The sequence below is a fragment of the Paenibacillus sp. DMB5 genome (assembly GCF_001517085.1).
Classification (GTDB): Bacteria; Bacillota; Bacilli; order Paenibacillales; family Paenibacillaceae; genus Paenibacillus_AQ.
This window is the reverse complement of sequence record NZ_LRAC01000120.1, coordinates 298873-323173: the sequence shown is the minus strand read 5'-3', so window position 1 is coordinate 323173 and position 24301 is coordinate 298873. Positions and strand designations below refer to the sequence as shown.

General features: G+C 54.3%; 16 protein-coding genes. 10 read left to right on the top strand and 6 right to left on the bottom strand.

What is annotated here, in order from left to right; translation table 11 throughout:
• Positions 1 to 154 precede the first annotated feature (154 nt).
• The 9 genes from AWJ19_RS13680 to AWJ19_RS13640 all read left to right on the top strand — a co-directional run bounded on the left by AWJ19_RS13680 (position 155) and on the right by AWJ19_RS13640 (position 14534).
• Positions 155 to 3307, top strand: coding sequence for an alpha-mannosidase (locus AWJ19_RS13680; protein ID WP_068724473.1), 3153 nt, complete (start codon positions 155 to 157; stop codon positions 3305 to 3307).
• Between the two features lie 32 nt (positions 3308 to 3339).
• A complete protein-coding gene (locus tag AWJ19_RS13675; protein WP_241781735.1) occupies positions 3340 to 6567 on the top strand; it encodes an alpha-mannosidase in 3228 nt (1075 codons plus the stop codon).
• Positions 6568 to 6761: 194 nt separating this feature from the next.
• Positions 6762 to 8108, top strand: a complete 1347-nt coding sequence (locus tag AWJ19_RS13670; protein ID WP_068724471.1) for an extracellular solute-binding protein — start codon at positions 6762 to 6764, stop codon at positions 8106 to 8108.
• Positions 8075 to 8281, top strand: a complete 207-nt coding sequence (locus AWJ19_RS13665) for a Nif11-like leader peptide family natural product precursor (RefSeq protein WP_068724469.1) — start codon at positions 8075 to 8077, stop codon at positions 8279 to 8281. Before AWJ19_RS13670 ends, AWJ19_RS13665 begins: the two co-directional genes overlap by 34 nt.
• A gap of 55 nt (positions 8282 to 8336) precedes the next feature.
• A complete protein-coding gene (locus AWJ19_RS13660; protein ID WP_198536560.1) occupies positions 8337 to 9320 on the top strand; it encodes a sugar ABC transporter permease in 984 nt (327 codons plus the stop codon).
• A 4-nt stretch (positions 9321 to 9324) separates the two neighbouring features.
• Positions 9325 to 10161 (top strand): carbohydrate ABC transporter permease, encoded by an 837-nt coding sequence (locus tag AWJ19_RS13655; protein ID WP_068724468.1) that lies wholly within the window; start codon positions 9325 to 9327, stop codon positions 10159 to 10161.
• Positions 10043 to 11920 carry an FAD-dependent oxidoreductase gene (locus tag AWJ19_RS13650; protein WP_082707877.1) on the top strand — a complete coding sequence of 626 codons (1878 nt, stop codon included), beginning with the start codon at positions 10043 to 10045 and terminating at the stop codon, positions 11918 to 11920. The genes AWJ19_RS13655 and AWJ19_RS13650 overlap by 119 nt, the downstream gene beginning before the upstream one ends.
• Positions 11875 to 12909 carry a hypothetical protein gene (locus tag AWJ19_RS13645; RefSeq protein WP_068724464.1) on the top strand — a complete coding sequence of 345 codons (1035 nt, stop codon included), beginning with the start codon at positions 11875 to 11877 and terminating at the stop codon, positions 12907 to 12909. The genes AWJ19_RS13650 and AWJ19_RS13645 overlap by 46 nt, the downstream gene beginning before the upstream one ends.
• 71 nt (positions 12910 to 12980) lie before the next feature.
• Entirely contained in the window at positions 12981 to 14534 is a 1554-nt protein-coding gene (locus AWJ19_RS13640; RefSeq protein WP_068724462.1) for a hypothetical protein, read from the top strand.
• Between the two features lie 100 nt (positions 14535 to 14634).
• Here AWJ19_RS13640 and AWJ19_RS13635 read toward each other — a convergent pair whose 3' ends face one another.
• The 3 genes from AWJ19_RS13635 to AWJ19_RS13625 are packed head-to-tail and all read right to left on the bottom strand — an operon-like array spanning position 14635 to position 18305.
• On the bottom strand, positions 14635 to 14820 hold the full coding sequence (locus AWJ19_RS13635) for a hypothetical protein (protein WP_128083590.1): 186 nt from the start codon (positions 14818 to 14820) through the stop codon (positions 14635 to 14637).
• 49 nt (positions 14821 to 14869) lie between these two features.
• Positions 14870 to 16561, bottom strand: a complete 1692-nt coding sequence (locus AWJ19_RS13630) for a response regulator (RefSeq protein ID WP_068724459.1) — start codon at positions 16559 to 16561, stop codon at positions 14870 to 14872.
• Positions 16551 to 18305, bottom strand: coding sequence for a histidine kinase (locus AWJ19_RS13625; RefSeq protein WP_068724457.1), 1755 nt, complete (start codon positions 18303 to 18305; stop codon positions 16551 to 16553). Before AWJ19_RS13625 ends, AWJ19_RS13630 begins: the two co-directional genes overlap by 11 nt.
• A gap of 345 nt (positions 18306 to 18650) precedes the next feature.
• On the opposite strand from AWJ19_RS13625, the gene AWJ19_RS13620 reads away from it, so the two are divergent.
• Complete coding sequence (locus AWJ19_RS13620) at positions 18651 to 19550, top strand: fumarylacetoacetate hydrolase family protein (protein ID WP_068724455.1); 900 nt, start codon at positions 18651 to 18653, stop codon at positions 19548 to 19550.
• Positions 19551 to 19727: 177 nt separating this feature from the next.
• Here the strand turns inward: AWJ19_RS13620 and tlp are convergent, their stop codons facing one another.
• The 3 genes from tlp to AWJ19_RS35825 all read right to left on the bottom strand — a co-directional run bounded on the left by tlp (position 19728) and on the right by AWJ19_RS35825 (position 24298).
• Positions 19728 to 19952 carry a small acid-soluble spore protein Tlp gene (tlp, locus tag AWJ19_RS13615; protein ID WP_068724453.1) on the bottom strand — a complete coding sequence of 75 codons (225 nt, stop codon included), beginning with the start codon at positions 19950 to 19952 and terminating at the stop codon, positions 19728 to 19730.
• Between the two features lie 109 nt (positions 19953 to 20061).
• The gene (locus tag AWJ19_RS35830) at positions 20062 to 21942 is read right to left on the bottom strand and encodes a sulfite reductase subunit alpha (protein WP_198536559.1); all 1881 of its coding nucleotides are present in this window, start codon (positions 21940 to 21942) and stop codon (positions 20062 to 20064) included.
• 37 nt (positions 21943 to 21979) lie between these two features.
• Positions 21980 to 24298: a nitrate reductase gene (locus AWJ19_RS35825; protein ID WP_198536558.1), complete on the bottom strand. Its 2319-nt coding sequence runs from the start codon at positions 24296 to 24298 to the stop codon at positions 21980 to 21982.
• Positions 24299 to 24301: the final 3 nt, after the last annotated feature.

The following is a 24301-nucleotide window of genomic DNA, read 5'->3' as shown; positions in this document are numbered from 1 at the left end:
GGTTAGGCTTAATGTAGCTGATTATTTACGGAATACCTCGTCAAAAAGCGGACCCGGCCATCTGCCGGTCTGCCTTCTAAATGGCATAATCACAAAGTGGATTGCCTTTTCTTTTTAGTATATAACACGTGTTATTAAAAGGAGGCTGAAAGCGTTGTTTTGGACAGATGAGAAGCTTGGTGCGCGAATTGCTGAATTGGAACGCTACCGGTACCGTGAGACTATTTTCTTGACAGAATGGCTTGGACTTGAAGACAAGGAAGGAGCCAACGGTGTATACCCGCCGGATTTGAAGCAGGGAGATCCCTACCGTGTTGGTGATTACTGGACCGGAAGGGACATGTACCTCTGGCTGCACAGAACGGTAGAGATACCGGTACACTGGCAGGACAAACGTATCGTCGGCCTGTTCGATTTCGGCCGTACGGGCGGCGGAAATAACAGCGGCTTTGAGTCGCTGCTGTTTCTGAACGGGAAGCCTTACCAGGGGGTGGACTCCAATCACCAGGAGGTTTTTCTGGAGCCGGAGACGGCGGGTACGGCAGTCAGCTTTACCTTCCGGCTATGGTCGGGCCTTGAAGGCGGCGGTCTGCCGGTGCCACAGGAGCACAGAATCAAACGGGTGGAGCTTGCATGGCTTGATGAGGCGGCCGACAATTTGTACTACACCGGCCGGGCGATGCTGGCCGTATATAAATCGCTTGGCGGCAGTGATCCGCTGAAGCAGGAGCTGCAGACCGTCCTGGACCGGGCCTTCCGCCTGCTGGACTGGTCGAGGCCGGGCAGTGAGGCTTTTTACGCTTCAGTACGGGAAGCGGATGAACAGCTGGCAGCGCGGCTTACGGCGATGGAACAGAAGCATCCGGTAACAGTAACGGCACTAGGGCACACCCATATCGACGTTGCCTGGCTGTGGCGGCTGACCCATACGCGGGAGAAGGCGGCGCGCTCTTTTTCCACTGTGCTGAGGCTGATGAAGCAGTATCCGGAATATATTTTTCTGCAGACACAGCCGCAATTGTACGATTACATCAAGAAGGATTACCCTGAGCTGTATGCCGAAATTGCCGGTCGGGTCAAAGAAGGCCGCTGGGAAGCTGGCGGTGCAATGTGGCTGGAGGCGGACTGTAACCTGACGAGCGGCGAATCGCTGGTACGTCAGATTTTGTACGGGACCAAATTTTTCAGGGAAGAGTTCGGTGTGGAATGTAAGTATTTGTGGCTGCCGGATGTCTTTGGCTATAGCTGGGCGCTGCCGCAGATTTTGCGCAAATCCGGAATAGATACGTTTATGACAACAAAGATCAGCTGGAGCCAGTACAACCGCATGCCGCATGATACGTTCCACTGGCGGGGGATGGACGGGAGCGAGGTACTCGCCCACTTTATTACGACACCGGAAGGACCGGAATCCAGCGCCTGGTACTATACCTACAACGGTTTAATGGAACCGTTTGCTGTCCAGGGCATCTGGGACTCCTACCGGGACAAGAATCTGAACCGGGAGCTGCTGCTTGCCTATGGATACGGGGACGGCGGTGGCGGGGTTAACCGGGAGCATCTGGAGCTGCGGCGGAGGCTCGATGCAATACCGGGGGTGCCGAATGTGAAGCCGGGCCGGGCGGATGATTATTTTGAGCGTCTGAATGAGACGATCCGCAGCACAGACCAGTATGTTCATACCTGGGACGGTGAGCTATACCTTGAGTACCATAGAGGAACCTACACCAGTCAGGCTTACAATAAAAAAATGAACCGCAGGCTGGAGCTGCTGTACCGTGAAGCGGAATGGCTTCAGGTGTTACTGGCTGCCGAGTCGGGCAGCTACGAGAAGTATCCAAAGCAGGAATTGGATGAGGGCTGGAAAATCATCCTGCGCAACCAGTTCCATGATATTATCCCGGGCTCCTCAATCCGTGAGGTCTACGAGGATTCGCGCGCCGAGTATGCGGAAGCTGAGGAGACTGGTTATCAGGTATCCCATGCAGCTGCTGAAGCTTTAACAAGTTCCTCCGTACAGGATACGGACAAAAAAGTGTATACGGTATTTAACGGTGCTTCCTTTGACCAGGCCGGACTGATCACCGTGTATGCCGAAGATTCTGAATACAGACAATGGCGGGATGAACACGGGGCAATGCTGCGTGCACAGCAGCTGGACAACAAATGGATGATCGAAGCGCCTGAGATCCCGATGCTGGCAGCAGCAGTCATCAGTGCACATTTTACTGACACTGTTGAACCGGAAGCTCAAACGGACTCTTTTGTATGGGAAAACTCCACCCTGACAACGCCTCACTATATTATGGAATGGAATGCCTCTGGACAGCTATGCCGCCTGTATGACCGTGATGCAGACCGTGAGGTGCTCGCTCCGGACGAATACGGTAATGTGCTGCAGGTGTTCGAGGATAAGCCGAAGCAGTACGATGCCTGGGACATTGATCTGTATTATCAGGAGAAAAAACGGGAAATCACCGGACTCGTCTCCATCGAGCTGCTTGAATCAGGTCCGCTGGCAGCAGTTTTACAGTTCTCCTGGAAGTACATGGACTCCACAGTCATCCAGAAAGTGAAGGTGTATGCCGGCAGCCGCCGGATTGATTTCGAGACGCTGGTTGACTGGCAGGAGCAGCACCAGCTGCTTAAGGTTGCTTTTCCGGTGGCCGTCCGTTCGACAGAAGCAACCTATGATATCCAATATGGTAATGTGAAGCGTCCGACCCACTGGAATACAAGCTGGGATTATGCGCGTTTTGAGAGTGTGGGGCATCAATGGGCGGATCTGTCAGAGCGGGGCTACGGGGTAAGCCTGCTTAATGACTGCAAGTACGGCTATGACATCAAGGATCATGTGATGCGCCTGTCGCTGATAAAGTCAGCAACCGCACCGGACTGGCAGGCCGACCAGGGTGAACACCGGTTCACGTACAGCTTGCTGCCGCATGAGGGGGACTGGGCCGAGGGAGGTACGGCAGAGGAAGCCTGGATGCTTAATAACCCGCTGCGGACGGTCCAAGGAAGACTCAACGGAGAAACAGGTAAATCACTGTTCCGAACGGATGTTGCAGGAGTCGCAATCGATGCCGTCAAATTGTCTGAACAGGGTGACAGTTGTGTAATCCGGCTGCATGAATTCTTCGGCGGCCGCCTGAAAGTTAAGCTGGGCAGCGGATACCCCGTTCATTCCTGGCAGCTGTGCGATCTCATGGAGCGCCCTCTGGGAGAACTTCATAGCGGCGGTGAAATCAGGCTTGAATTCAAGCCTTATGAAATTCATACCCTGCTTATAAAATTCTTTGAATAGCTCTGCTAACTCATTATCCGGGAGGATTGAACATGCCGCTGATCAGAAGAGTGAACCGGCTGCTGAAAGAGCTGCAGCTGCGCTGGATTAAGGAAAGCCGCGACATTGGAGAATGGTCCCTGCAAAGGGCGTTTTATGCGGATGAGGGAGAGTACCGGTATGAGGCTGAACGGGAAACTGCTGCTCCCGGCCGGCTGCAGAGCCAGGTTAGAGAGACGCTGTTTCTGGAAACGGCAGTCCAAATACCGGAGGATTGGGCGGACGAAAAAACCGGAATTATATTCAGGGCTGGAGGAGAGGGACTGCTGTCCATTAACGGGTTGCCCTATCACGGACTCGACAAGAACAGAAGCTTTGTCCCTCTGTCCAAGGCGCTTGCGGCAAGCGGTGAGCTGAAGCTGAGCATAGAGCTATATCATGTGCCGCTGATTCCCGACGACCCTTTAAACGGCCAGAAGGATAATGATGCTCCGCCAGTGCATTTTCAGGAAGCCCGGCTGGTGAGTGTAAACCCGGCTGCTGAAAGCCTGTATTTTACGTTGACCGTCTGTCTGGACAGCCTGAACCGGCTGGCGGAGCGGTCGGTGGAACGTCTTCAGCTGGAGCATGCGCTTGAGGATACCATTCTGCTGATCGGAGACCCGGCGGAGGCGGACGAGAAACGCTTCCGGCAGGCTGAGGAGGGACTGGTCAGCAAGCTTCAGGCTGCTGCGGGCAGCCGGAATCCGGGGGACGCCGGAACGATGCATATGGTCGGCCAGTCGCATATCGACCTGGCCTGGCTGTGGCCGCTGAAAGAAACCGTCCGCAAAACCGGCCGTACCTTCTCAACCGTTATTACGCTTATGGAGCATTATGAGGACTACCTGTATTCGCAAAGCCAGCCGCAGCTGTACGCTTATGTGAAGAAGCATTTTCCCGATTTGTATGAGCAGATCAAAAAGCGTGTCGCAGAAGGGCGCTGGGAGCTTGTCGGCGGAATGTGGGTTGAGCCGGATCTGAACATTCCTTCCGGGGAATCGCTGGTCCGGCAGCTGCTGTACGGCGGGGCTTTCTATGAACGGGAATTCGGCAAAACCTCCCGGGTGGAGTGGCTGCCTGATACGTTCGGGTATTGCGCTTCTCTTCCTCAGCTGCTGAAAAAGTCCGGGGTAGACTATTTCATGACTACCAAAATGAACTGGAACGACACGAACGCTTTTCCGTACGATCTGTTCTACTGGGAAGGTATTGACGGAACGAAAATTCTATCTTTTCTGAATCATGGGCTTAACGAGAACACACTGCCGGGAGATGTGGGTGAGCACTGGGACAGCTACAAGCAGAAAAAAGCCCATCCGGAGCAGATGCTGCTCTACGGCTTCGGGGACGGCGGAGGCGGCGTGACCCGGGAGATGCTGGAGGTCATTAGCCGTTCTGCGGCACTGCCCGGACTTCCGGTGAGCCGGTTCAGCACGGCTCATGATTTCTTTGACGGCGTCAGCGAGGCTGATCCCAAGCTTCCCGTCTGGTCGGGCGACATGTACCTGGAGCTGCACAGGGGAACCTACACGACACACGGTAGCAACAAGCGCTGGAACCGAAAAGCGGAATCGCTGTACCGTGAAGCCGAAATCTGGAACTCCCTGTCCTATCTGTCAGGTGCGGCAACACTTGAAGAATGTACGGAGCTGCAGCAGGGCGGACTCCAGGAAGGCTGGGAGCTGCTGCTGCTGAATCAGTTCCATGATATTATTCCCGGCACGTCCATCCCGGAGGTGTATGTTAAATCGGCTGAGCATTATGAGAAAATATTCAGCCGGGGGAAAAAAGCGCTCAGCAGGGGGCTTGAGGCACTGGCTGCAGCTGCAGATACCCGGGGAACAGGAACCCCTCTGCTTCTGTTTAACAGCCTTTCGTGGAACCGCAGTGATGTCGCCGTACTTACCGGAGGAGCCGAGCTGCTGAATAAAGCCCCGTATGACGCCGGCGGAAACCCGCTGCCATACGATCTGCTGCAATCAAAGGACAAATACCAGATGAGTTTTTGTCCGGGGGAGGTACCATCGCTGGGCTATACTACGGTATGGCTGCGGGATAAGACGGATGCAGATGCGGAGAAAGTTATGTGCGGGACTGAAGTAGCTGCGGCCAGCTGTGAGAATGCCGGAACTGCAAAGCTGAAAAGCTGGGAAACGGTGTTCTACAGCTTGTTATTTGACGATTCCGGGCGGATCGTCTCCTGGGTTGATAAAGCAGCCGGCCGGGAGCTGATTACTCCTGGCGCTGCCGCCAATCATCTGCAGCTGTTCCATGACCGCCCGACGGTCTGGGATGCCTGGGATATTGATCCTCATTTTGCGGAGCAGCCGGCGGCGGAAGCCGTTCAGCTCTCCAGTGAGGTCCTGCTACAAGGAAAGACCAGGGACATCTTGAAGTTCTCATGGCAGCTGAATGATTCGCTGATCGAACAGCGTCTGATTCTGCATCATCAATCCCGCCGTGTGGATTTCGAAACCAGGGTAGACTGGCATGAGGAGCACAAGCTGCTCAAAGTTGCTTTTCCGGTAGATATCCGCTCGGCCAAGGCGGTCTATGAAATCCCGTTCGGCAGCATTGAACGTCCGACCCATAACAATACAAGCTGGGAGCAGGCCCAGTTTGAGGTGTGCGGACACCGCTGGGCGGATCTGTCGGAAGGTGGCTACGGGGTAAGCCTGCTGAACGACTGCAAATACGGCTACGACATCAAAGGTAGCGTCATGCGCCTGTCCTTGCTGCGCTCCCCGCGCTGGCCGGACAACACCGCTGATATCGGTGTGCATGAGTTCACGTATTCCCTGTATCCGCATGAAGGCGGTTGGAGGGAAGGGGAGGTAGTACGGCAAGGTTTTGAACTCAATCAGCCACTGACGGTATACGCCGCAGAAGCGCATGATGGCATACGCCCTTCTACGGCTTCACTACTGGAGGTGCAGAGCCGGCAAGGTATTGTCGATGCAATCAAAATAGCTGAGGACTCCTGCGGAGCTGTAATCCGGCTATATGAATCCGGCGGCGGCAGGGAGCAGGTAGAGCTGGCCTTCTCCGCCGGGCCGGAGGGACGGAAGCAGACAAGCGGTGAAGCCACGGCTAACAGTCCGGACGGTCTGATCAAGGTGACAGAGACTAACCTGATGGAACAGCTGGTGGAGAACCCGCAGCTGTCAGTGAACGGCGGGTCGGTAACCCGCACGCTTACACCTTATGAAGTGGTAACACTCAAAGCAGCATTTCTCTGATAGTATGGTTTTAAGCAGCTTTTCCCTTGGGAGGAGCTGCTTTTTATTTTGGCGGCACAAGCGGATAGATATTTCCACCCGGTTCGTAGTTCCATGGGATACGTTAAATGGTGCGCACTTGCTACAATAACACTGTAAGCTAGAGGAACAGGTTCCAGCGATGATCGATCCTAAACAAAGGGGAGTGCATGTAAGTGACAAGAAAACGTTCACTGATCGGATCTCTGACTGCGGTGTTTGCCCTTACCGGGATACTGGCCGGCTGCGGCGGCAATAACAATGCCGGAAGCAGCGATGCAACAACACCGCCTTCCGGTTCGGCGGCTACAACGGCACCTGCGGCTACAGCCGCTGAAGTGCAGAAGGTGAATTTCTCAATTGTCTCGGCCAGACCGGGTGATGAAGCTTTTTACAAGGAACAAATGGACATTTTTATGAAAGCGAATCCAGAGGTGAAGGTGACGGTCATCGCCAATCCGACGGAGCAGTATAACAATGCGCTTCAGCTGTCTTTTGCCGCTAACGAAGGCCCGGATATCTTCTTTATTGAAGGCGGTCAGCCGCAGGCGAGAACGGTGTACGACAATAAATGGGTGGAGCCGCTGGACAGCTATATGGATGAGGCTTTTGTGGCCCGCTTCCCGGAAGGGGCCTTCAGCCGGACCAGTCAGACCCGGGTGAACGGGGAAGTCATCGGGATTCCGGTCCGCGACCCGCGCTTCGACAAGGTAAGACCACTGTACTACAACAAGACGATTCTGGAGCAGTACGGCTACAGTGAGCCGCCTAAGACACACAGCGAGTTCGTGGAAGCAGCCACCAGGATAACCAAAGAAGGCAAAGGCCAGGTGTACGGCTTCGCCATGATGGGGAAAGCGCCTGCGGTGTTCGGACTGAGTGTATCGGGACTCGGCTCAGGGCTTGAAGGCGGTGTAATCGGGTATGAGGGCAACACGATCATCAACCTGAAAACAGGGCAGTTCTCGTCGAAGTCGGCGACACCGGTCGTGGAAATCCTGCGACAGCTGAACGCCCAGAAGATTGTGGCGCCTGGCTGGGAAAACTGGGATACTGCACAGATGCACCAGCAGTTCGCAGCCGGACGGGTAGCGATGTTCATCGGGGCAGCGTGGCAGGCAGAAGAAATCCGCAAGCTGAATGCGGGCATGGATATGGGCATTGCAGCCGCACCGGTCCCTGATGCCGGACGGAGCGGATACCGGGATACTCCGACGATTGCTGAGCCGCGTTATGCGATGAGCTCACAGTCAAAGGTGAAAGAAGCTGCCTGGAAGGTATTGGACTTCCTCGGGTCGGTAGAGTTTGAACGGGCCAATTACGAATATGCAAAAGAGCTCGTGCTAATGCCTGCAGCAATGGAAGGTATAGCAATGTCCGCAGATATGGAGCAGATTGTGACGGTAATGGATGAGACCATCCGGATGCTCCGGCTGTCAATACGAATAACCAGAACTATGACCAGTTCTCGAAGAGCATCAGCGATGCCATGCCGAAGCCGAAGATTCAGGAGGTATTCCTGAAGGCAGTGGTCAGCAACGAGGATCCAGTCCCGCTGGCAGAGGATTATGATGCCAAGGCCAATAAGGTCATCGATGAGCAGATCAAGATTGCGAACGACGGAGGCATTGATTTTAGCCGAGAGGACCTGAAATATCCCGATTGGAACCCGATGGAGAATTATATTATCGAGTAAACGCTGACCTTTAGAACCCGGAAACCATACAGAAACAGACAGGAGTGAATTCACAATGGGCTACGGCACACCGCAGCAGAGCATGACTGCTTCCGCCGGCAAGGCTCCGCTCTCCAAAAGAGCGGAGCTGTTCAAACAGATCAAGAAGCACCGCTACCATTACCTGTTCGTGCTGCCGATGCTGGTGTTCTTTGCCGCTTTTACCTTGTGGCCGATGATTGCAAGCTGGTATTATTCGTTCTTTAACTGGGACGGCATCGGCTGGCCGACGGATTTTGTTGGGCTTGGCAACTTCAGGGAGGTCGCGTCCGATCCGGGCTTCTGGAATGCTTTTATGAACACGTTCCTGTTCGCCCTGACGCATGTGCTGATCCAGATGCCGCTGGCGCTGATCGTTGCGGTCATTCTCAACAACCAGTTTCTTGCGGGGAGAAATGTATACAGGCTGCTGCTGTTCGTGCCGGTTATTTCTACTACAGCGGTTATCGGTGTTATTTTCTCGATTCTGCTGAACCCGCTGGGCGGTGCGATCAACGAAATGCTGCTGGGCACAGGGCTTATCAATGAGCCGATTAACTTTCTCGGGTCAACCGCACTTGCGCTGCCGACACTGCTGGCTGTTTCTGTCTGGAAAAGCTTTGGCACTCCCATGATCTATTGGCTCGCCGGGCTGCAGACCATTCCTGGAGAGCTGTATGAGGCAGCCAAAATCGACGGGGCGAGCAAGGTGCAGAGCTTTTTCCGGATTACCGTTCCGATGCTGGCGCCGATTGGCCTTGTCATTACCCTGCTCACTTTTATCAACAACCTCGATCCGTTTGACCTGGTCCGTACGATGACTGAAGGCGGTCCGGTAAAAGCGACCGATGTGGTGCAGACTTACATTTTCCGTTATGCATTCGAGCCCGAAAGCGGCTCTTCCCGTTACGGCTTCGCCTCGGCAGCAGGCATCCTGTTCAGTCTGGCCGTTCTAGTTGTCGTCATCATTCAGGCGCTGACCGGCAAAGCTGCCCGCAAATCCGGCACGAAAGGAGCCTAAGCCTATGTACCGCCTAAACCGATTTCTTAGACAGCTGCCGGCCCAGGTCCTGCTGCTTGCCTTCACGCTTATCTGGAGTTATCCGTTCATCTGGATCATCTCCTCATCCTTCAAATCGCAGAGTGAAATGTTCCTGGGCGGCATCAACATCATCCCCAAGGAGCCGACGCTCGACAATTTTGCAAGGGCCTGGGATCTGGCAAACTTTTATCAATACTTTTTCAATTCGGTCATCGTTACCGCTTCGGTTGTTCTGCTTGTGCTTGTTATTACCTCCATGGCTGGTTATGCGCTGGGAAGAGGCAGCATGCCCGGTAAAAAGCTGATCATGACTATGCTGGTCGTCTCGATGTTCCTGCCCAAAGGCTTCACCATTCTTCCGCTGTTCGAGCTGATTGTCGGACTGGGCTTCAACAACACGCTGATGGGAGTTATCCTGGCTGAATCGGGTCCGTCCAAAATCGTATCCATCCTGCTGTTTGTCGGATATTTTGCCTCGCTGCCCAAAGAGATGGAGGAGTCCGCAACGATTGACGGGGCCGGTTATTTCCGGATGTTCTTCAGCATTATGCTGCCGCTGTCCAAGCCGATTCTGGGCACGGTAACGATTTTTAGCTTTATCGGGGCGTGGAATGCGTTTTTTGTTCCGCTGACGTTCACTTTAAGCAAGCCGTCGCTGCGGACGCTGGGTGTCGGGATGTACAACTTCTTTGGAACGAACAGTGTGGACTGGACCGGGCTGGCGGCGGGGGCGGTTATGTCGGTGGTGCCGATTATCATCGTATTCCTGTTCCTGCAGCGGTATTTCATCGAAGGTCTGGCCGGTTCCATTAAAGGCTAATCAGGCAGGAGGTGTAAGAGTTGGGCCAGTTAAAATCGTCCGGACGGAGGTTCTTGTTGTTGGAGGCGGGACAGCAGGCTGCGTGGCAGCCCTTGCGGCTGCTGAGGAAGGTGCTAAGGTGATCCTGGTTGAAAATGATGCCGCACTCGGCGGAGTGGCAACCCGCGGCGGTATCCACCGTTACTATTACGGTTCTCCGGGAGGTCTACAGGAGGAGATTGACCGCAGGACCGCAGAAGCGGCCTCCGTTTTTGGGGGGAAGACCAAGGGCTTTCATCCGGATGCCAAGCGGGTGGTGCTTGCCGCCCTTTGCCGGGAAAAGGGAATTGAGGTCTACCTGAATTCCGTTGTGTATGACGTGATTAAAGAGGAGACGGATGTCGCAGGCGTGCGTTTGCTGACTCCGGCAGGCCGGTTCGAAATCCGTGCCAAGGTAACGATTGACAGCACCGGGAATGCCCATCTGGTGCGTATGGCCGGCGGCAGGCTGAGGTACGGCCGCGAGCTGGACGGCGTGTATCATAATTACTCGCTCATTCCTCGCAGAGTGTTGGACGGTGAGATCGGGTACGACAATCTGGATGCCGGATGGGTAGATCCATATGATCCCTGGGATGTGTCGCGGGCTTTTAACCGCGGCCGGGAATGGGTTAGGCAAGGATATGCAGAGGGTGCGCATTATTTTGCGCTCTCGTCCATGCTCGGGGTGCGGGAAGGCGGACTGATCGAGGGAGACGCTACCATTACCCTTGAGGAGTACATTGAAGACCGGCCTTCACCGGAGGTGATCTGCCGCAGCTATTCCCATCTGGATAATCACGGCTTCGATACTGGGAATGAAAGTGAATTTAGCCAGCTGTGGATTGCGGTCATGGGCTTGTTCGTCAAAGGCTTGTGGTGCGATATTCCATACGGGGCGCTTTTGCCTGCCGGTATCGGAAATCTGCTGGTGGCCGGGCGGGCTTTGTCAGTAGACCGGGATGTGGGAATGGGTGTACGGATGCAAAAGGACATGCATAAAGTTGGCGAGGCGGCAGGGGTTGCCGCTGCAATGAGTAGCCGTTCCGGCCGTGCACCGCGGGAGCTGGATCGATCCGGGCTGCAGAACCGGCTGGTGGAACGGGGAGTACTGGAGGCTGAGGACCTAAAGCGGACTCATGGCCGGAATCTGCGCTTTAAGCGCGGTGAGCTGGCTGGTGTTGAACTGGGGAGGAAAAACGCCGCTTCGTACGCAGAACAGCTTGCATCTTATTTCGGGACGGACGAGCGGTGGAAGGCAGTCTGGCTGCTGGGCAGCTCAGCTGAAGCTTTAAAGGACAGTCAGATTACTCTTTTGCTGGAAAAAAAACTATATGAAGGAACACCGGAGGCAAGGTTCTGTGCTGCGATCACACTCGCCATGCTTGGAAGGGAGGCAGCGGTTCCATACCTGCTGGAACGTATTGCTGCAAAGGATATGAATAAGCTCAGCAATCATCCCAAATGTGTACCGTTCTGGATTGCTTCTTTTGTTCTGCTGCGTATGCTGAAAAGCACCGCTGGAGTGAGTCAGGCGGCGGCTGCATTTATAGAGCAGCCGGGTGCCGTTAACAGCACCTTTCTGCTGGATTACTTGTCTGCTGTTTGTCCATTGCTGAGCGCCGGGGAACGTGCTGAGGCTGCGGTGCAGTTGAGGCGTGGTTATCAGCTGGTGAACTTGGAACGGATTACCGGATGCACGGGGACCGGCCGGAATCGCTCGGCTGGAGCCTCGGGCTGAGAGCAGCAGCCTTGCTGGCAGAATTGAGCGCGGAGCAAGGGAGGGTCATTGGAAGTGCGGCTGCTGCCGGGTCGGCTGATCCGCGGGGGTATGTCCGCAATGCGGCAGTGCGGCTGCTTCCTTGGAGTTTTAGAGAGAGTGTGCCTGAAGACGGGGCTGTCCCGCTGCTCGGTGAGTTTGATGCTGCAGTGATTGGTGCGGGGACCGCAGAGGTTATCTGTGCGGCAGCATTGGGCCGTCAAGGCAAGAGGGTGGTGCTGATCGCGGACGGAAGTGCTTTGATGACGGAGGTTACGAAGTCTAGAGTGACCTTCTTTAGTGGAATTCATGCTGACAGTGATGTTGCGCATGAGCTGATTGGCCTGCTGCGGGAAGAAGGAGCTTGGAACGGGGATCAGCTGGAGCCGGTACTGGTACAGCTGGCGGCAGACCGGTTTTTGCAAAATGTAGGGGTAAGTGTTCTATACGAGGTGCGCTGTCTGGATCTGCAGGATGCAGAAGGGCGGAGTTTAATTGAAATTGCCTATAAGAACGGCAGAGGGTTGCTTACCGCCGGCAGGATTATTGGTCAGGCTGATCGGACGGGAGTTAAAGGGCAGGCTGTTCCATGTACACTGACTGCGGTTTTGATTGGCTCCGGGCCATTTGGAGAGACAGCAGACTGTACCTGGATGGAATGGAGCCATAGCGGCAACAGGCTGTCTATGCGGCTTCGGACTGGTTATTATCCGGAGGAGGCTTATCTGGATGTCCGGTTGCCTTGGGAAGCTGCCGAAACGGCAGGCATCGGGGAGCTGCTTATGCTGCCGGCAGTTGAGCATCTTCGACACCAAGGACTTATACCGGAGCATGCTGCGCTTGCCTATATCGCGGATGAACCATGGCCAGAAGGGCTGTCTCGCAGGCTGGAGGCAGGTGACGGGGACAAGGCTGAACAATTATGGATTGCGGGGAGAATTACAGCCGGAGCAGCCGCCGCAATCGGTTAAGCCTGATTATCGGAAATAGCAGGATTTATGTTCATAGAATGTCTATTCCAATTAAAAAGGAGCGATTATTCATGAGTATTCTATCTTCTTTGCCGTTAATGCGTATAGCTGAAATTAAAGTGGAAGCTTCGCCGGGGACTGAGATTACGTTCAGCTCCCTGTCTGCACTTGTGCCTGAGGGCACCCGCCATCTGCTTATTGAGGTAAATGCTGCCCAGACCTACACCGAGCGCAGATTCTGTGAGGTTATTCTGAACGGTGATACTGCCGCCCATTATAACCGCAGAGAGTTCGTGGCTACAGGCTCTGCGGTAACGACGACCAGCACAACGAATACCAATGTTGCTCAGGGCGTGGACATTCCTCCTTTAACAGCAGGATACGGGGGCGGGTATCTGCTGTTTCCGTTTGCCTTCCGCACGGATAATCTGAAGCTGTGGCATTCCATGGGATCTTCGCTGGAGACCAGGCTGCAGCGTCATGCCGGAGCCTGGGAGAATACGGCAGCAATTGACGCTATCACTCTGCGTCCGTGGCAAAATGTGCCCGGAGGGGTTAACCAGTGGGCTACGGGCTCAATCATCACTCTGTATGCAGTCAATGAAGCGCTACTGGCCGCAGACCGGCTGCCGGACACGCAGACCCGGAAATTCACCTTTGGCACCCTGCCAACGGATGCCAATCATCTGATCCTGCTGATGTATTTGCGGTCCAGCCATATTCAGTCCACCCGTCAAGGCGACCGGGTCTATCAGGAGCTCAATAATGATACTACAGCTGCCAATTACCCGCTCCACCGATTAGGAGGGGAGGGAATTGCGGATCCCAAGGTTATTGATGAGTACTTCGAAGAGAAGCGGGTAGGCTGGTCAACGGCGGCTACAGCTCCGGCGGATTCTTTCGGCAATCTGGTGGTGATGTATCCGGAATACCGCAGCACTGATTTTCATAAGCCGTGGATGAGCCAGCATGCTGCATATGAGGATATCTTCTACCCGGTCAGTCAGGAGAACGGCCGCAGAAGAAATACAGCAGCGTTAACCCGGCTGCACTATTTCCCAGGAATGGGCGGGGAATATTATATGTCCGGCTCCATCATCAGCGCCTATAAAGCAGAGTCTCCAGCAGCCAGGCACGTAGTCGCTGCCGCCGGTGAAGCCTCGGTCACACTCCAGGTTCCTGCGGGAGCTGCAGGCCTTCGCGCGGTCGTTGTGGCGAGAAGTAATTACGGAGACAAGGAAGACGGCCTCCTGCTCGGGCTGAACGGTGACCACTCGGCAGCCGGCTATGCTATCCGCCGGGCATCCGCTTATGGGGAAATAAAAAACGAGGGCGATAACGAAACTGCACTGCTGCCAGACAATGAGATCGGTGTGATTCCGGGCGCGGGTGCAGAAACTGGCCAATTTGGTTTCGGAACACTTTCCATTATCCGGCATGCCGAGACCGACCGCCATAAGCATATCCTGTCGCTTGCCGGCACATGTGGCAGCCGGATAGCCTTATACGGCGGACGCTGGAAGAGCAACGCAGCCGTAACCTCGGTGACCTTCAAGCCCAAGGCCGGGACGCTGTTCGCCGCCGGCTCTGTCTTTGAGCTGATTGTTGCTGATGATGCACTTTAGGCGAATTTAGGGCGAGCCGCGGTCAAATCAAGGACAAAAATCCCTTGATCCGGCCAAATGTGGCGGCCGGGGTCAAATCAAGGGCAAAAATGCACTTGATTCAGCCAAATGTGGCGGCCGGGATCAAATCAAGGACAAAAATCCCTTGATCAGCCAATGCAGCGGCCGGGGGCAAATCAAAGGGCAAAAATGCCCTTGACTTCGGCCAAATGTTGCGGCCGGGGTCAAAATCAAGGTCAAAAATGCCCTTGATTTGGCTCGGCGTGGCAGCACGGGTAACCGTCAAAAAGGAGTACTCCCCAATACACAGAGGGAGTGCTCCTTTTATCTTCACACTATGATTTGCCCTTATGGAAGCCTTCCTCCTCCCGATATTGGCTGGGCGTCTTGCCGACCAGTCTGCGGAAGATCCGGGCGAAGTATTTGTAGTCGGGAATGCCGACCTGTTCGGCGATTTCGCCAATCTGCTTATCTGTTTCACGCAGCAGCTGCTTGGATTTCTCAATCCGGTAGCGGGTCACGTAATCGGAGAAATTAATACCGGTCTGTGCCTTGAACAAATGGCTGAAATAGTTCGGGCTGATGGCTGTATATTCACTGATATCCGCCACACTGACGGGCTCCCGGAAATGCCTGGCGACGTAATCCAGCGCCTTCTGAATTTCGCTGCGCTGCACAGGCTGGTCGAAGGACAGCTGACTGGTGCTTTGCTTCCACAGGAACAGGCGCAGCAGAAATTCTTCGGCGTCGAAGATCGTTTCGATCCCGCCGAGCTCAGAGTGAAACCGGCTGCGGGAATCAGCATCTGCCGTAGTCCAGCGCACGGCCAGTTCCTCCATCCAGCGCAGCAGTTCAGCAGGCCGGAGATGCATCCGGGTAACCGGACGTATGTATTCGTCATACACCAGCCGCTGAAGCTGTGACGGATCACTCCAGCCGGCAAGCCGTTCAGCAGAGTCGGGAAGCTCAGGCAAAACGGGGTTATAAGTGCGGCGTGCAGCAGCTTGTTCCCTTTGTAAAGGCTCCTGTCCCGCAAATAACCCGGCACCGTAAACATGCAGCCCACCGTGCCCTTGATAGAACAACTCAGCCTTCAACTCCTCTAACTCGCCAAAGGCGGACCCGAACGATGCCGGCCAAGCTTCCGGATAGGCCTCCATGCGGTGTTCAGTGCTTATGCGGACAGAAACAGTGAACGGCAAATATTTTCTAGCATGATGCAAAATATTTTCATAGAACAGCTTATTCTCCTCAGGATCAGCACATGATTTAGAAAGTTGAATCCACAGTCCGATACTCTGCTGCTCCCAATCAAAAACATTACAGCAAAGCTTCCCGTCAGCAAGCTCCTCAATAAGCCGCATCATCACGTACTTAAACAGGGAGAGATCCTTGGGATGAAAGGTCCGGGACAGTGCGCTATAACGGTCGATGCTCACCATTCCCATTACAAAAGCCGCCTCTGGCCGATGCCAATTCACGAAATCACAGGTACTGTTTAGCCTGGAGAGGGACTGCACGGCGCCGGAACGGATATCGAGGATGAGCTGTTTGCGCAGCAGCGGCTGGCTGTCCTGCAGATGCTTGCGTTCCTCAATCGATAGCAGCATCTTTTCCCGGTCGGCTTCGATTTCAGAGCGCGCTTGAATCAGAATCTCCAACAGCTCCTGATAACCCGAGGTCACCTTCAGCAAATAGCCTAGCGCTCCAAGCATAACTGCCTTACGGGCAAATTCAAACTCCTGAAAGCTCGACAAAATAATCACTTTAACCCGAGGCATGAGCCGTCTCAGCTCCTCCGTCAGCTCCAGCCCGTTCATCCGGGGCATAACGACATCGGTAATAACAATGTCAGGACTAAGCTGTCTGCACAGCTCCAGCGCTTCTTCACCATCCTCTGCTTCGCCTATTATCTCAAACCCGTGCTCCTCCAGCGGAAAAGCATAACGGAATCTCTCGCGGATCAGCGCCTCGTCATCCACAACGATACAGCGGATTTTGTCGAGTACAACCGGATTAATGCTCATCTGCCTGTTCTCCTCTCAGCGCCGGGAAGGAAATGATGATTTTGGTTCCCAGCCCTTCCGTACTTTCAATTTTCAGACCGTAAGCCTCTCCGAACTGCAGCTGCAGCCGCTCATGAACATTCCTAAGCCCCATTGATGAATAGCGGGGAAGCTCTTCAGCAGCATGAATATCATTGTCAGAAGGCTCCAATAGACCGGCAAGCCGCCCGGCTGGAATACCGGTGCCGTTGTCTTCAACGTAGAGCTGCACAATCTTGGATTTGTACAAACTGCCGCCTACCATGATCTGCCCGTCTCCGCGCCGTTTTTCCTTAATTCCGTGAAAAATGGCATTTTCCACAATCGGCTGCAGGGTCAGCTTCAGAATGTGGCAATCCAGTATGTCCTCATCCATCTTGAAGGTTACATTAAATTTATTCTGGTAGCGTATCTGCTGCAGATACACGTAATGCTTCAGTCCCTGCAGCTCATTGTCCAGCGTGGTCAGTGCTTCCCCTTTACCCATCGAATAATTCAGCAGATTGACGAGTGCATGCAGCACCTTGGCGATTTCGTCCGTCCGCTTCAGGTCCACCAGGGCATTGATGGAATTAAGGGTGTTGTATAGAAAATGGGGGTTGATCTGGGCCTGCAGCGCCCGGAACTCATATTGCTTTTTCATCTTTTCGATCCTCAGCTTGTCGTCAATCAGCTCGCCGATATGATCAAGCATGACGTTAAAGGAGTCCGCCAGCGTGCGGAACTCGTCCTTGCGCTTTAACTGGACCCTTAGCCCGAGATTTCCTTTTTGAATGCGGCGCATCTGCAGAATCAGGCCAGAGATCGGTCCGTCGATGTAACGGGCAAGGAAGAAGGAGATAATCAGCGACAGCAGGATAAAAAAGAGCACCAGATAGATGGCATAAACCCGCAGCTGAGTGACTGGAGCGAGAATGTCCTGCTTGTCAACAAAGCTGACCAGCCGCCAATTCTGGGAGTTAGGGCTGCCAAACAGAGCCACAAATTCCTCATCCTCCGTATATAAGGGGAGAACGCCGTCGGCTTCCTGCTGAAGATAGCTTTTGATCTGGGGAAAAAGACCGCTGTATTCGTCCTGCCGTACTTTAACAGAGCTGAGGATCGGCTGGATCTCCGGGTTGAACAGCAGGGTGGAGGTGGTGGGGGACGGATTCATACCCGCAATCAGCTCATTCAGGGCCAGCAGGTCGATATCAGCAGCCAAAATGCCCTGTATGTCCATGCCTCTGTAAACGGTTACGGCAATCGTCAGCACAAGTCCTTTATTCTCCGACTGGTAAGGACCGGCAGTCTGCAAAGAGGTCCAGGAGGTCCGGGCAGAGGTAAAAAACTTATCCATAAGGGACTCCGGCAGTACAGTGGTCTGTATAGTTTCATAAATCGAGTAGTCCGGAGCAATGAAATACATGCCTCTCGAAAATGGATACACGGAATACTGGTACATACGGAGTACATTGGTAACGCCTTCACGCGACTGGTCGGTCTCCGACAGCTTTCCGGCCAGCTGGCCCAGCGGGGCTTTTATATCCGACAGAATCCGCTCCAGCTGCTCGGATTGACGGTCAGAATAGGATTTCATCTGGCTCATCTGTTTTTCGGTCAGCAGATCGGTTATATACCGGTAGGCAATCAGGCTGATGGACAGCGCAACCGTCAGCATGCAGGCGAGAATGATGACGAACATTTTAAAGCGGATTTTGTGCATAAAAAGCAGCAGCTTCCTCATACCGGCAATCCTCCGCATTTTTGACCTGTAAGACCAGTTTAACGACCCTTTTTCGCCACTGTCAATGCATGAGGCAAAGCGGGTAGATTTATCCACCCTGATCGTAGCTTTGTAGGATACGTGCTGGACTTAGACAAATTATGCCATGCATGGGTTCTTGTTCATGGTATCATCTATTAGTCTATTAATATTGAAACGCTGAAGGAGCATAAATGAAGGCTTTTTAAATAATTGCATAGTTGAGCAGCAAAGGTTTAGTTGTGAATCATGCATTTATATGTCAGCGGTTGTGCTATTCTTTTTAAAAGCAGGCTAGAGTTCCTAAAACTGAGAGGAGAGATTAAGATGAAACTGCTCAATTATGTGCAAGATGGTGGTTACCGGCTCGGTATACATACGGATGCGGGGGTTGTGGATGTTGCCGGTGCTGCCGCAGCGGGCGGTCAGGCGGAATTAGCCGGCTTAAATATCCACCAGGCCATTTCAGGCGGAGATGCAGTTCTCGATAGGCTGGCTAGCCTTGCCGGTTTCGTTACCGGTAACCCGGTCAACAGCTATCTGCTGCTGGATGAAAATGGACTAACTTTCGGGCCGGCAGTGACCCGTCCAAGCAAAATCCTCTGCGTCGGCCTCAACTACCGTAAGCATGCGGAAGAGACTGGATCGCCGATCCCGCAGACTCCGATTCTATTCAGTAAATTTAACAATGCACTGGCCGGACATCAGGAGGAGGTGCCGCTGCCTGCAGTATCACAGCAGGTGGACTACGAAGCGGAGCTGGCAATTGTTATCGGCCGGACAGCCAGCAATGTGAGCAAAGAAGAGGCTCTGGATTACGTCTACGGCTATTGCTGCGCGAACGACCTGTCTGCCCGCGATCTGCAGTTCAAGACCCAGCAGTGGCTGCTTGGCAAAACCTGTGACAAGTTTGCCCCATTGGGTCCATATCTGGTCACTGCCGATGAAATACGGGAGCCGAACAATCTCCGGATATCCTGCAGTGTGAACGGTGAGATGCGGCAATCATCCAGCACGTCGGATATGATCTTCCACTGCGATGAAATCATCAGCTACGCCTCACAGCATATGACGCTGGAGCCGGGAGACATCATTCTCACTGGAACACCGGAGGGTGTAGTTCTCGGTTATCCGCCGGAGAAGCAGGTATATCTGCAGGCTGGCGATGTTGTAACGGTTGAGATTGAAAAGCTCGGCAGTTTGACCAATACGATGACGGCACTTTAATGTATTTATCAAGCTAAACCGTGATCTCTACACTTCAGCAGAGGTAACGGTTTTCTTGGCCTATCGTCCTCACAAGCAGAGTAGAGCTGTAAAGAGAAACAGCCCTTATGAGCGTAGGGCCGAACTAAACAAATGGCGATGCACCCCAATAAAATGGGGGGCATCGCCACTAGCTGTCTACTCCTCGGAATGCGCGGCTTCGTCCTTAATTTCCTCGCGGAAGCCTTTGATGCTTTCTTGGCGTCGTTCGTTCTTTGCCTCGATTTGTTCACGTTCTTTGCCGCTGATTTCAGAAGAAAACTCGTTTAAATAGTCTTCAGCTTCATGCAGGTTTTGCATGGTGTGCTGAATGCTTTGCTGTAAATGTTCAACATTGTCTGCACGGTTATCCGGCTTTGCCATTTGTATATCGCCTCCAGTGATTAACGCGCCGTAAGGACGCTAACCTGTAGAGTGATCGTTACCGGACGATTTTATGCATCTTTTTGCCATATGATCTAACACTGTCTGCTTAATAAACATCCCGTGCATACCGCTTGGATAAGGACATTTCTTTTACATAATGATTCGCTTCATCCGCTGTCATGCCGCCGTGCTGCTGGATAACCATCCTCAGCGCGGCCTCTACCGCTTTGGCCATTTGCTGGGCATCTCCGCATACGTAGAAGTGCGCGCCTTCCTGAAGCCATGCCCAGAGCTCGGCTCCATGCTCAAGAATGCGGTGCTGTACATAAACTTTGTCAGCCTGATCACGGGAAAAGGCCGTATCCAGCCGGTGCAGGAAACCTTCCTTTTGAAGATCCTCAAGCTCTTCGCGGAAATAGAAATCACTTTCCTCCCGCTGTTCACCGAAGATCAGCCAGTTTCTTCCCTTGGCCCCGGATGCTTTGCGCTCTTGCAGGAAGCCCCGGAACGGTGCAATGCCAGTGCCCGGACCGACCATAATCATCGGGGCATCAGGATTAGCCGGCGGGCGGAAATGGGCATTCTTTTGAATGAAAATGGGAATGTCCGTATCCTCTGTAGCAAGGTCAGCGAGAAAGGTGGAGCATACTCCTTTGCGGGCTCTGCCGTTACTCTCGTAGCGGACAGTGGAAACGGTAATATGAACCTCGTCCGGATTGGCTTTCGGGCTGGAAGAAATCGAATAGAGGCGGGGCTGCAAAGGCCTAAGCTGCTCGACAAGCTCCTGTGCGCTAAGCGAAACCTTAAATTCCTGCAGCACATCGATCAGCTGACGGCCCCACAGCCATTGCTTGAGCTCTGCCGGGTTCTCATTGTCTAGCAGCTTGCTTAACCGGGCATCCTGAGAGCGGTCACGGATGAAACGAAGCATATCCGGTGTCACCCGGGCAATCTCGAAATGATGGAGCAGTGCCTCGGTCACCGGTATCTCTCCCTGCTCATTGACAAGCACTGGAGCAGAGGGATCAATGCCCAGCGTATGCAGCAGCTCGCGGACCAGATCCGGGCAGTTGGCAGGCCACACGCCCAGAGCATCGCCGGCTTCGAAGCGGACCCCGGCTGACGTAAGGTCGAAGGCGTAGTGGCGGGTTTCTTTTTCAGATCCGGCCTTGCTTAGATGCTGCTTGAACAGCAGCCTGGACGGTACAGGGTGGTTCCGGTGATATCCGCGCGGTTCTGAACTTGAGGCATCCGTAGCGGATAGGGCAAGCTGAGGGGAGGAATTACTGCTTGCTTTGGCAGGTACACCGGACTTCGGGCTGCCTGTAAATCCGCTCAATAGTTCAGAGATATCATTTGTCCACGCATCCACCTGCTCTTGAAAGTCTGTATCACAATGGGCACAGTCAAGCAGCCGCTGCGCGCCAAGCTCGGTTAGACGGGTGTCCAGATTCCGCCCGAAGCCGCAAAAAAGATCGTAATTGGAATCTCCGAAAGCGAGCACGGCATAACGCAGATTCTGAAGCTGCGGGGCATTCTCTGCCTGAAGGGACTGGAAGAAGCTTTCGCCATTGTCCGGAGGGTCACCGGCTCCGAAGGTGCTGGCGACGAACAGGGCAAACCGGTTCTTGGCCAGGTCGCTCACGGAGTATTGGTTCATATTTACGAGCCTTACATCATAGCCGGCGTGCTGTAACTTCCTGGCGCAGTCAATGGCTGCACCCTCCGCATTTCCCGTCTGTGAAGCCCATAAGATGGTTACCGGCAGCTTGGCTGCAGCGGTACTCTCCGGTAACGGGGCAGCATCCGAAGCGGATGGTCCTGATAAAGTATTAGTTCCAGCGTAAGCTTCCGCCCCGGACAGCGGGGCACGGGAGAACATGCCCGCGAGCAGGCCTTCTACAAAGAAGCGGGTTGGTACTTCAAAAGGTGCGGTGGGCGGCAGAACCGGGATGCCGGAAGCGGAACGTCCGGCCTCGGTGCGCAAGCTGGTGAGGAAGCCGGACAGATATGCCTGTTCGCGGCTATCCCAAAATCAGGGCTGCGGGGGCTTCAATCCCTAGCAGTCCTGCGAGTGTGTCGATCTGCTTCATCGTTACGGCCTCCTCAGGGTGGACAGTCTCAGTGCTTGCTGGCTTTGAAGCCGGACTCTGGTCTTTGGCCGGCGTATGCAGTTCCCCGCCAGGCTGAACTGCTGCCTTGACCAGAGACACCGAACAGAACTTCAACTCGGGCTGCAAGGACATAGGGTCGACGGCATCATTAGTAACGTCATTGACAGCCAGCTGTACCCCAAAGACATCATTCCAGTGAAAAGGGGCAAAGCAGTTGCCGGGGCGTACGCGGTCTGAAAGAACCGCGGGAAGAATGGCCAGCCCGCGCCGCGACCGGAGCTCTACCTCCTCCCGGTCTTTTATTCCCAGGGATTCAGCATCTTCCGGGTGAATTTCCACAAAGGGGCCCGGATTCAATTTATTGAGCTTCTGGACCTTGCCTGTTTTGGTCAGCGTATGCCATTGATGCTGCAAGCGGCCGGAATTCAGCACAAAGGGATAGTCGCTGTCCGGCAGCTCTGCAGGCGGCATATACGGTCGTGCCCAGAATACAGCCTTTCCGCTTTCTGTCGGGAACACGAGATCCGGAGAAATGTGATCTGAATGGTCAATCTGTCCTGTGCCGCCTTGACGGTTCAGATACCGGATGGGATTCCGGTCGTTCGGCTGATCCGGTGCACTCGGCCACTGCACAGGTGTTTCTCTTAGCCGTTCATAGGTGGCTCCGCGCAGGTCGTATCCTGTCTTCGGATTCCAGGCTTGCTGGATTTCCGCGTAGACCTCTGCTGAAGAAGAGTAGGAAAAAGACTCGGCATAACCCATCTCAGCGGCTACCCGGGCGATAAGCTCCCAGTCCGGCATGGCTTCTCCAGGCGGCTTCACGGCCTGCTGCATCAGGGTCAGGTTGCGCTCCGAATTAATCATCACGCCTTCACCTTCAGCCCATAAGGCTCCGGGCAGCAGGATATCTGCATACCGGTTGGTCTCGGTATCCAGGAAGCTGTCCTGGGTAATGACCAGCTCCGCTGCTTCCAGGGCAGCAATGACCTTCTTGCGGTTCGGAACGGTAGCCACCGGATTGGTGCAGATAATCCAGCAGGCTTTGATCTTGCCTGTGATCATGCTTTCGAACATAGAGATGGTACCGCCGCTGACATCTGTCCGAAGAGTACCTTGGGGAATTTCCCACAGCTTCTCTATGAAGCTGCGGTCAGCCTCAGACACCAGAGAACGCTGTCCGGGCAAGCCCGGCCCCATGTAGCCCATCTCCCGGCCGCCCATGGCATTGGGCTGTCCGGTGAGGGAGAAGGGGCCGCTCCCCGGACGGCAGATAGTTCCTGTAGCCAGATGCAGATTACAGATAGCATTGGTGTGCCAGGTGCCGTGAATGCTCTGGTTGAGACCCATGGTCCAGCAGGACATCCACTCCGGAGCCTCACCAATCCACTCAGCTGCCTTACGGATATCCGCTTCCGGGATGCCGGTGATTTCGGAGACTTTATCCGGCGGATAATCCTCCAGGAATTCCTCCATACTCTCAAAGCCCAAGGTGAACCGGGAGATAAAGGCCGGGTCCGTATGGCCGTTCTTAACCAGCAGATGCAGCAGCCCGTTGAGCAGGGCCAGATCCGTTCCGGGTCTGATCTGCATGAACAGGTCGGCCTTCTCGGCCGTTGCCGTCCGCCGGGGGTCAACAACAATCAGCTTGGCGCCGTTCTTCACCCGGTCCATCATCCGCAGGAACAGAATGGGATGACAATCGGCCATATTGGCGCCGATAACGAAGAATAAATCGGTCTGATCCATATCCTGATAGGAACCCGGAGGGCCATCCGCTCCTAGGGAGAGCTTGTAGCCGTTGCCGGCACCAGCCATACACAGACGTGAATTGGACTCAATATTCGGCGTCCGGATGAAGCCTTTGGCCAGCTTGTTAATCAGATACTGGGCCTCCAGCGACATTTGCCCCGATACATAGACGGAGAGTGCATCCGGTCCGTGTTCCTCCAGAATGCTGCGCAGCCGCTTCGCGGTCTCGGAGATGGCTGCACTGATTTCCATTTTTACAGGTTTAGTCCCCCGGGAGGGGCGGATGCAGGCATACTCCATCCGGCCGGATTCTGTAATCGCAGCTGCAGCAGTGCTGCCTTTGGTGCACAACCGGCCGAAATTGGCCGGATGCTCCTTATCCCCGGTTATTTTGACTACGCGGTTATCGGATACTTCGAGTATGATCCCGCAGCCAACCCCGCAGTAAGGACAGACGCTTTTAACTTTGCCAGTTGTCATGTG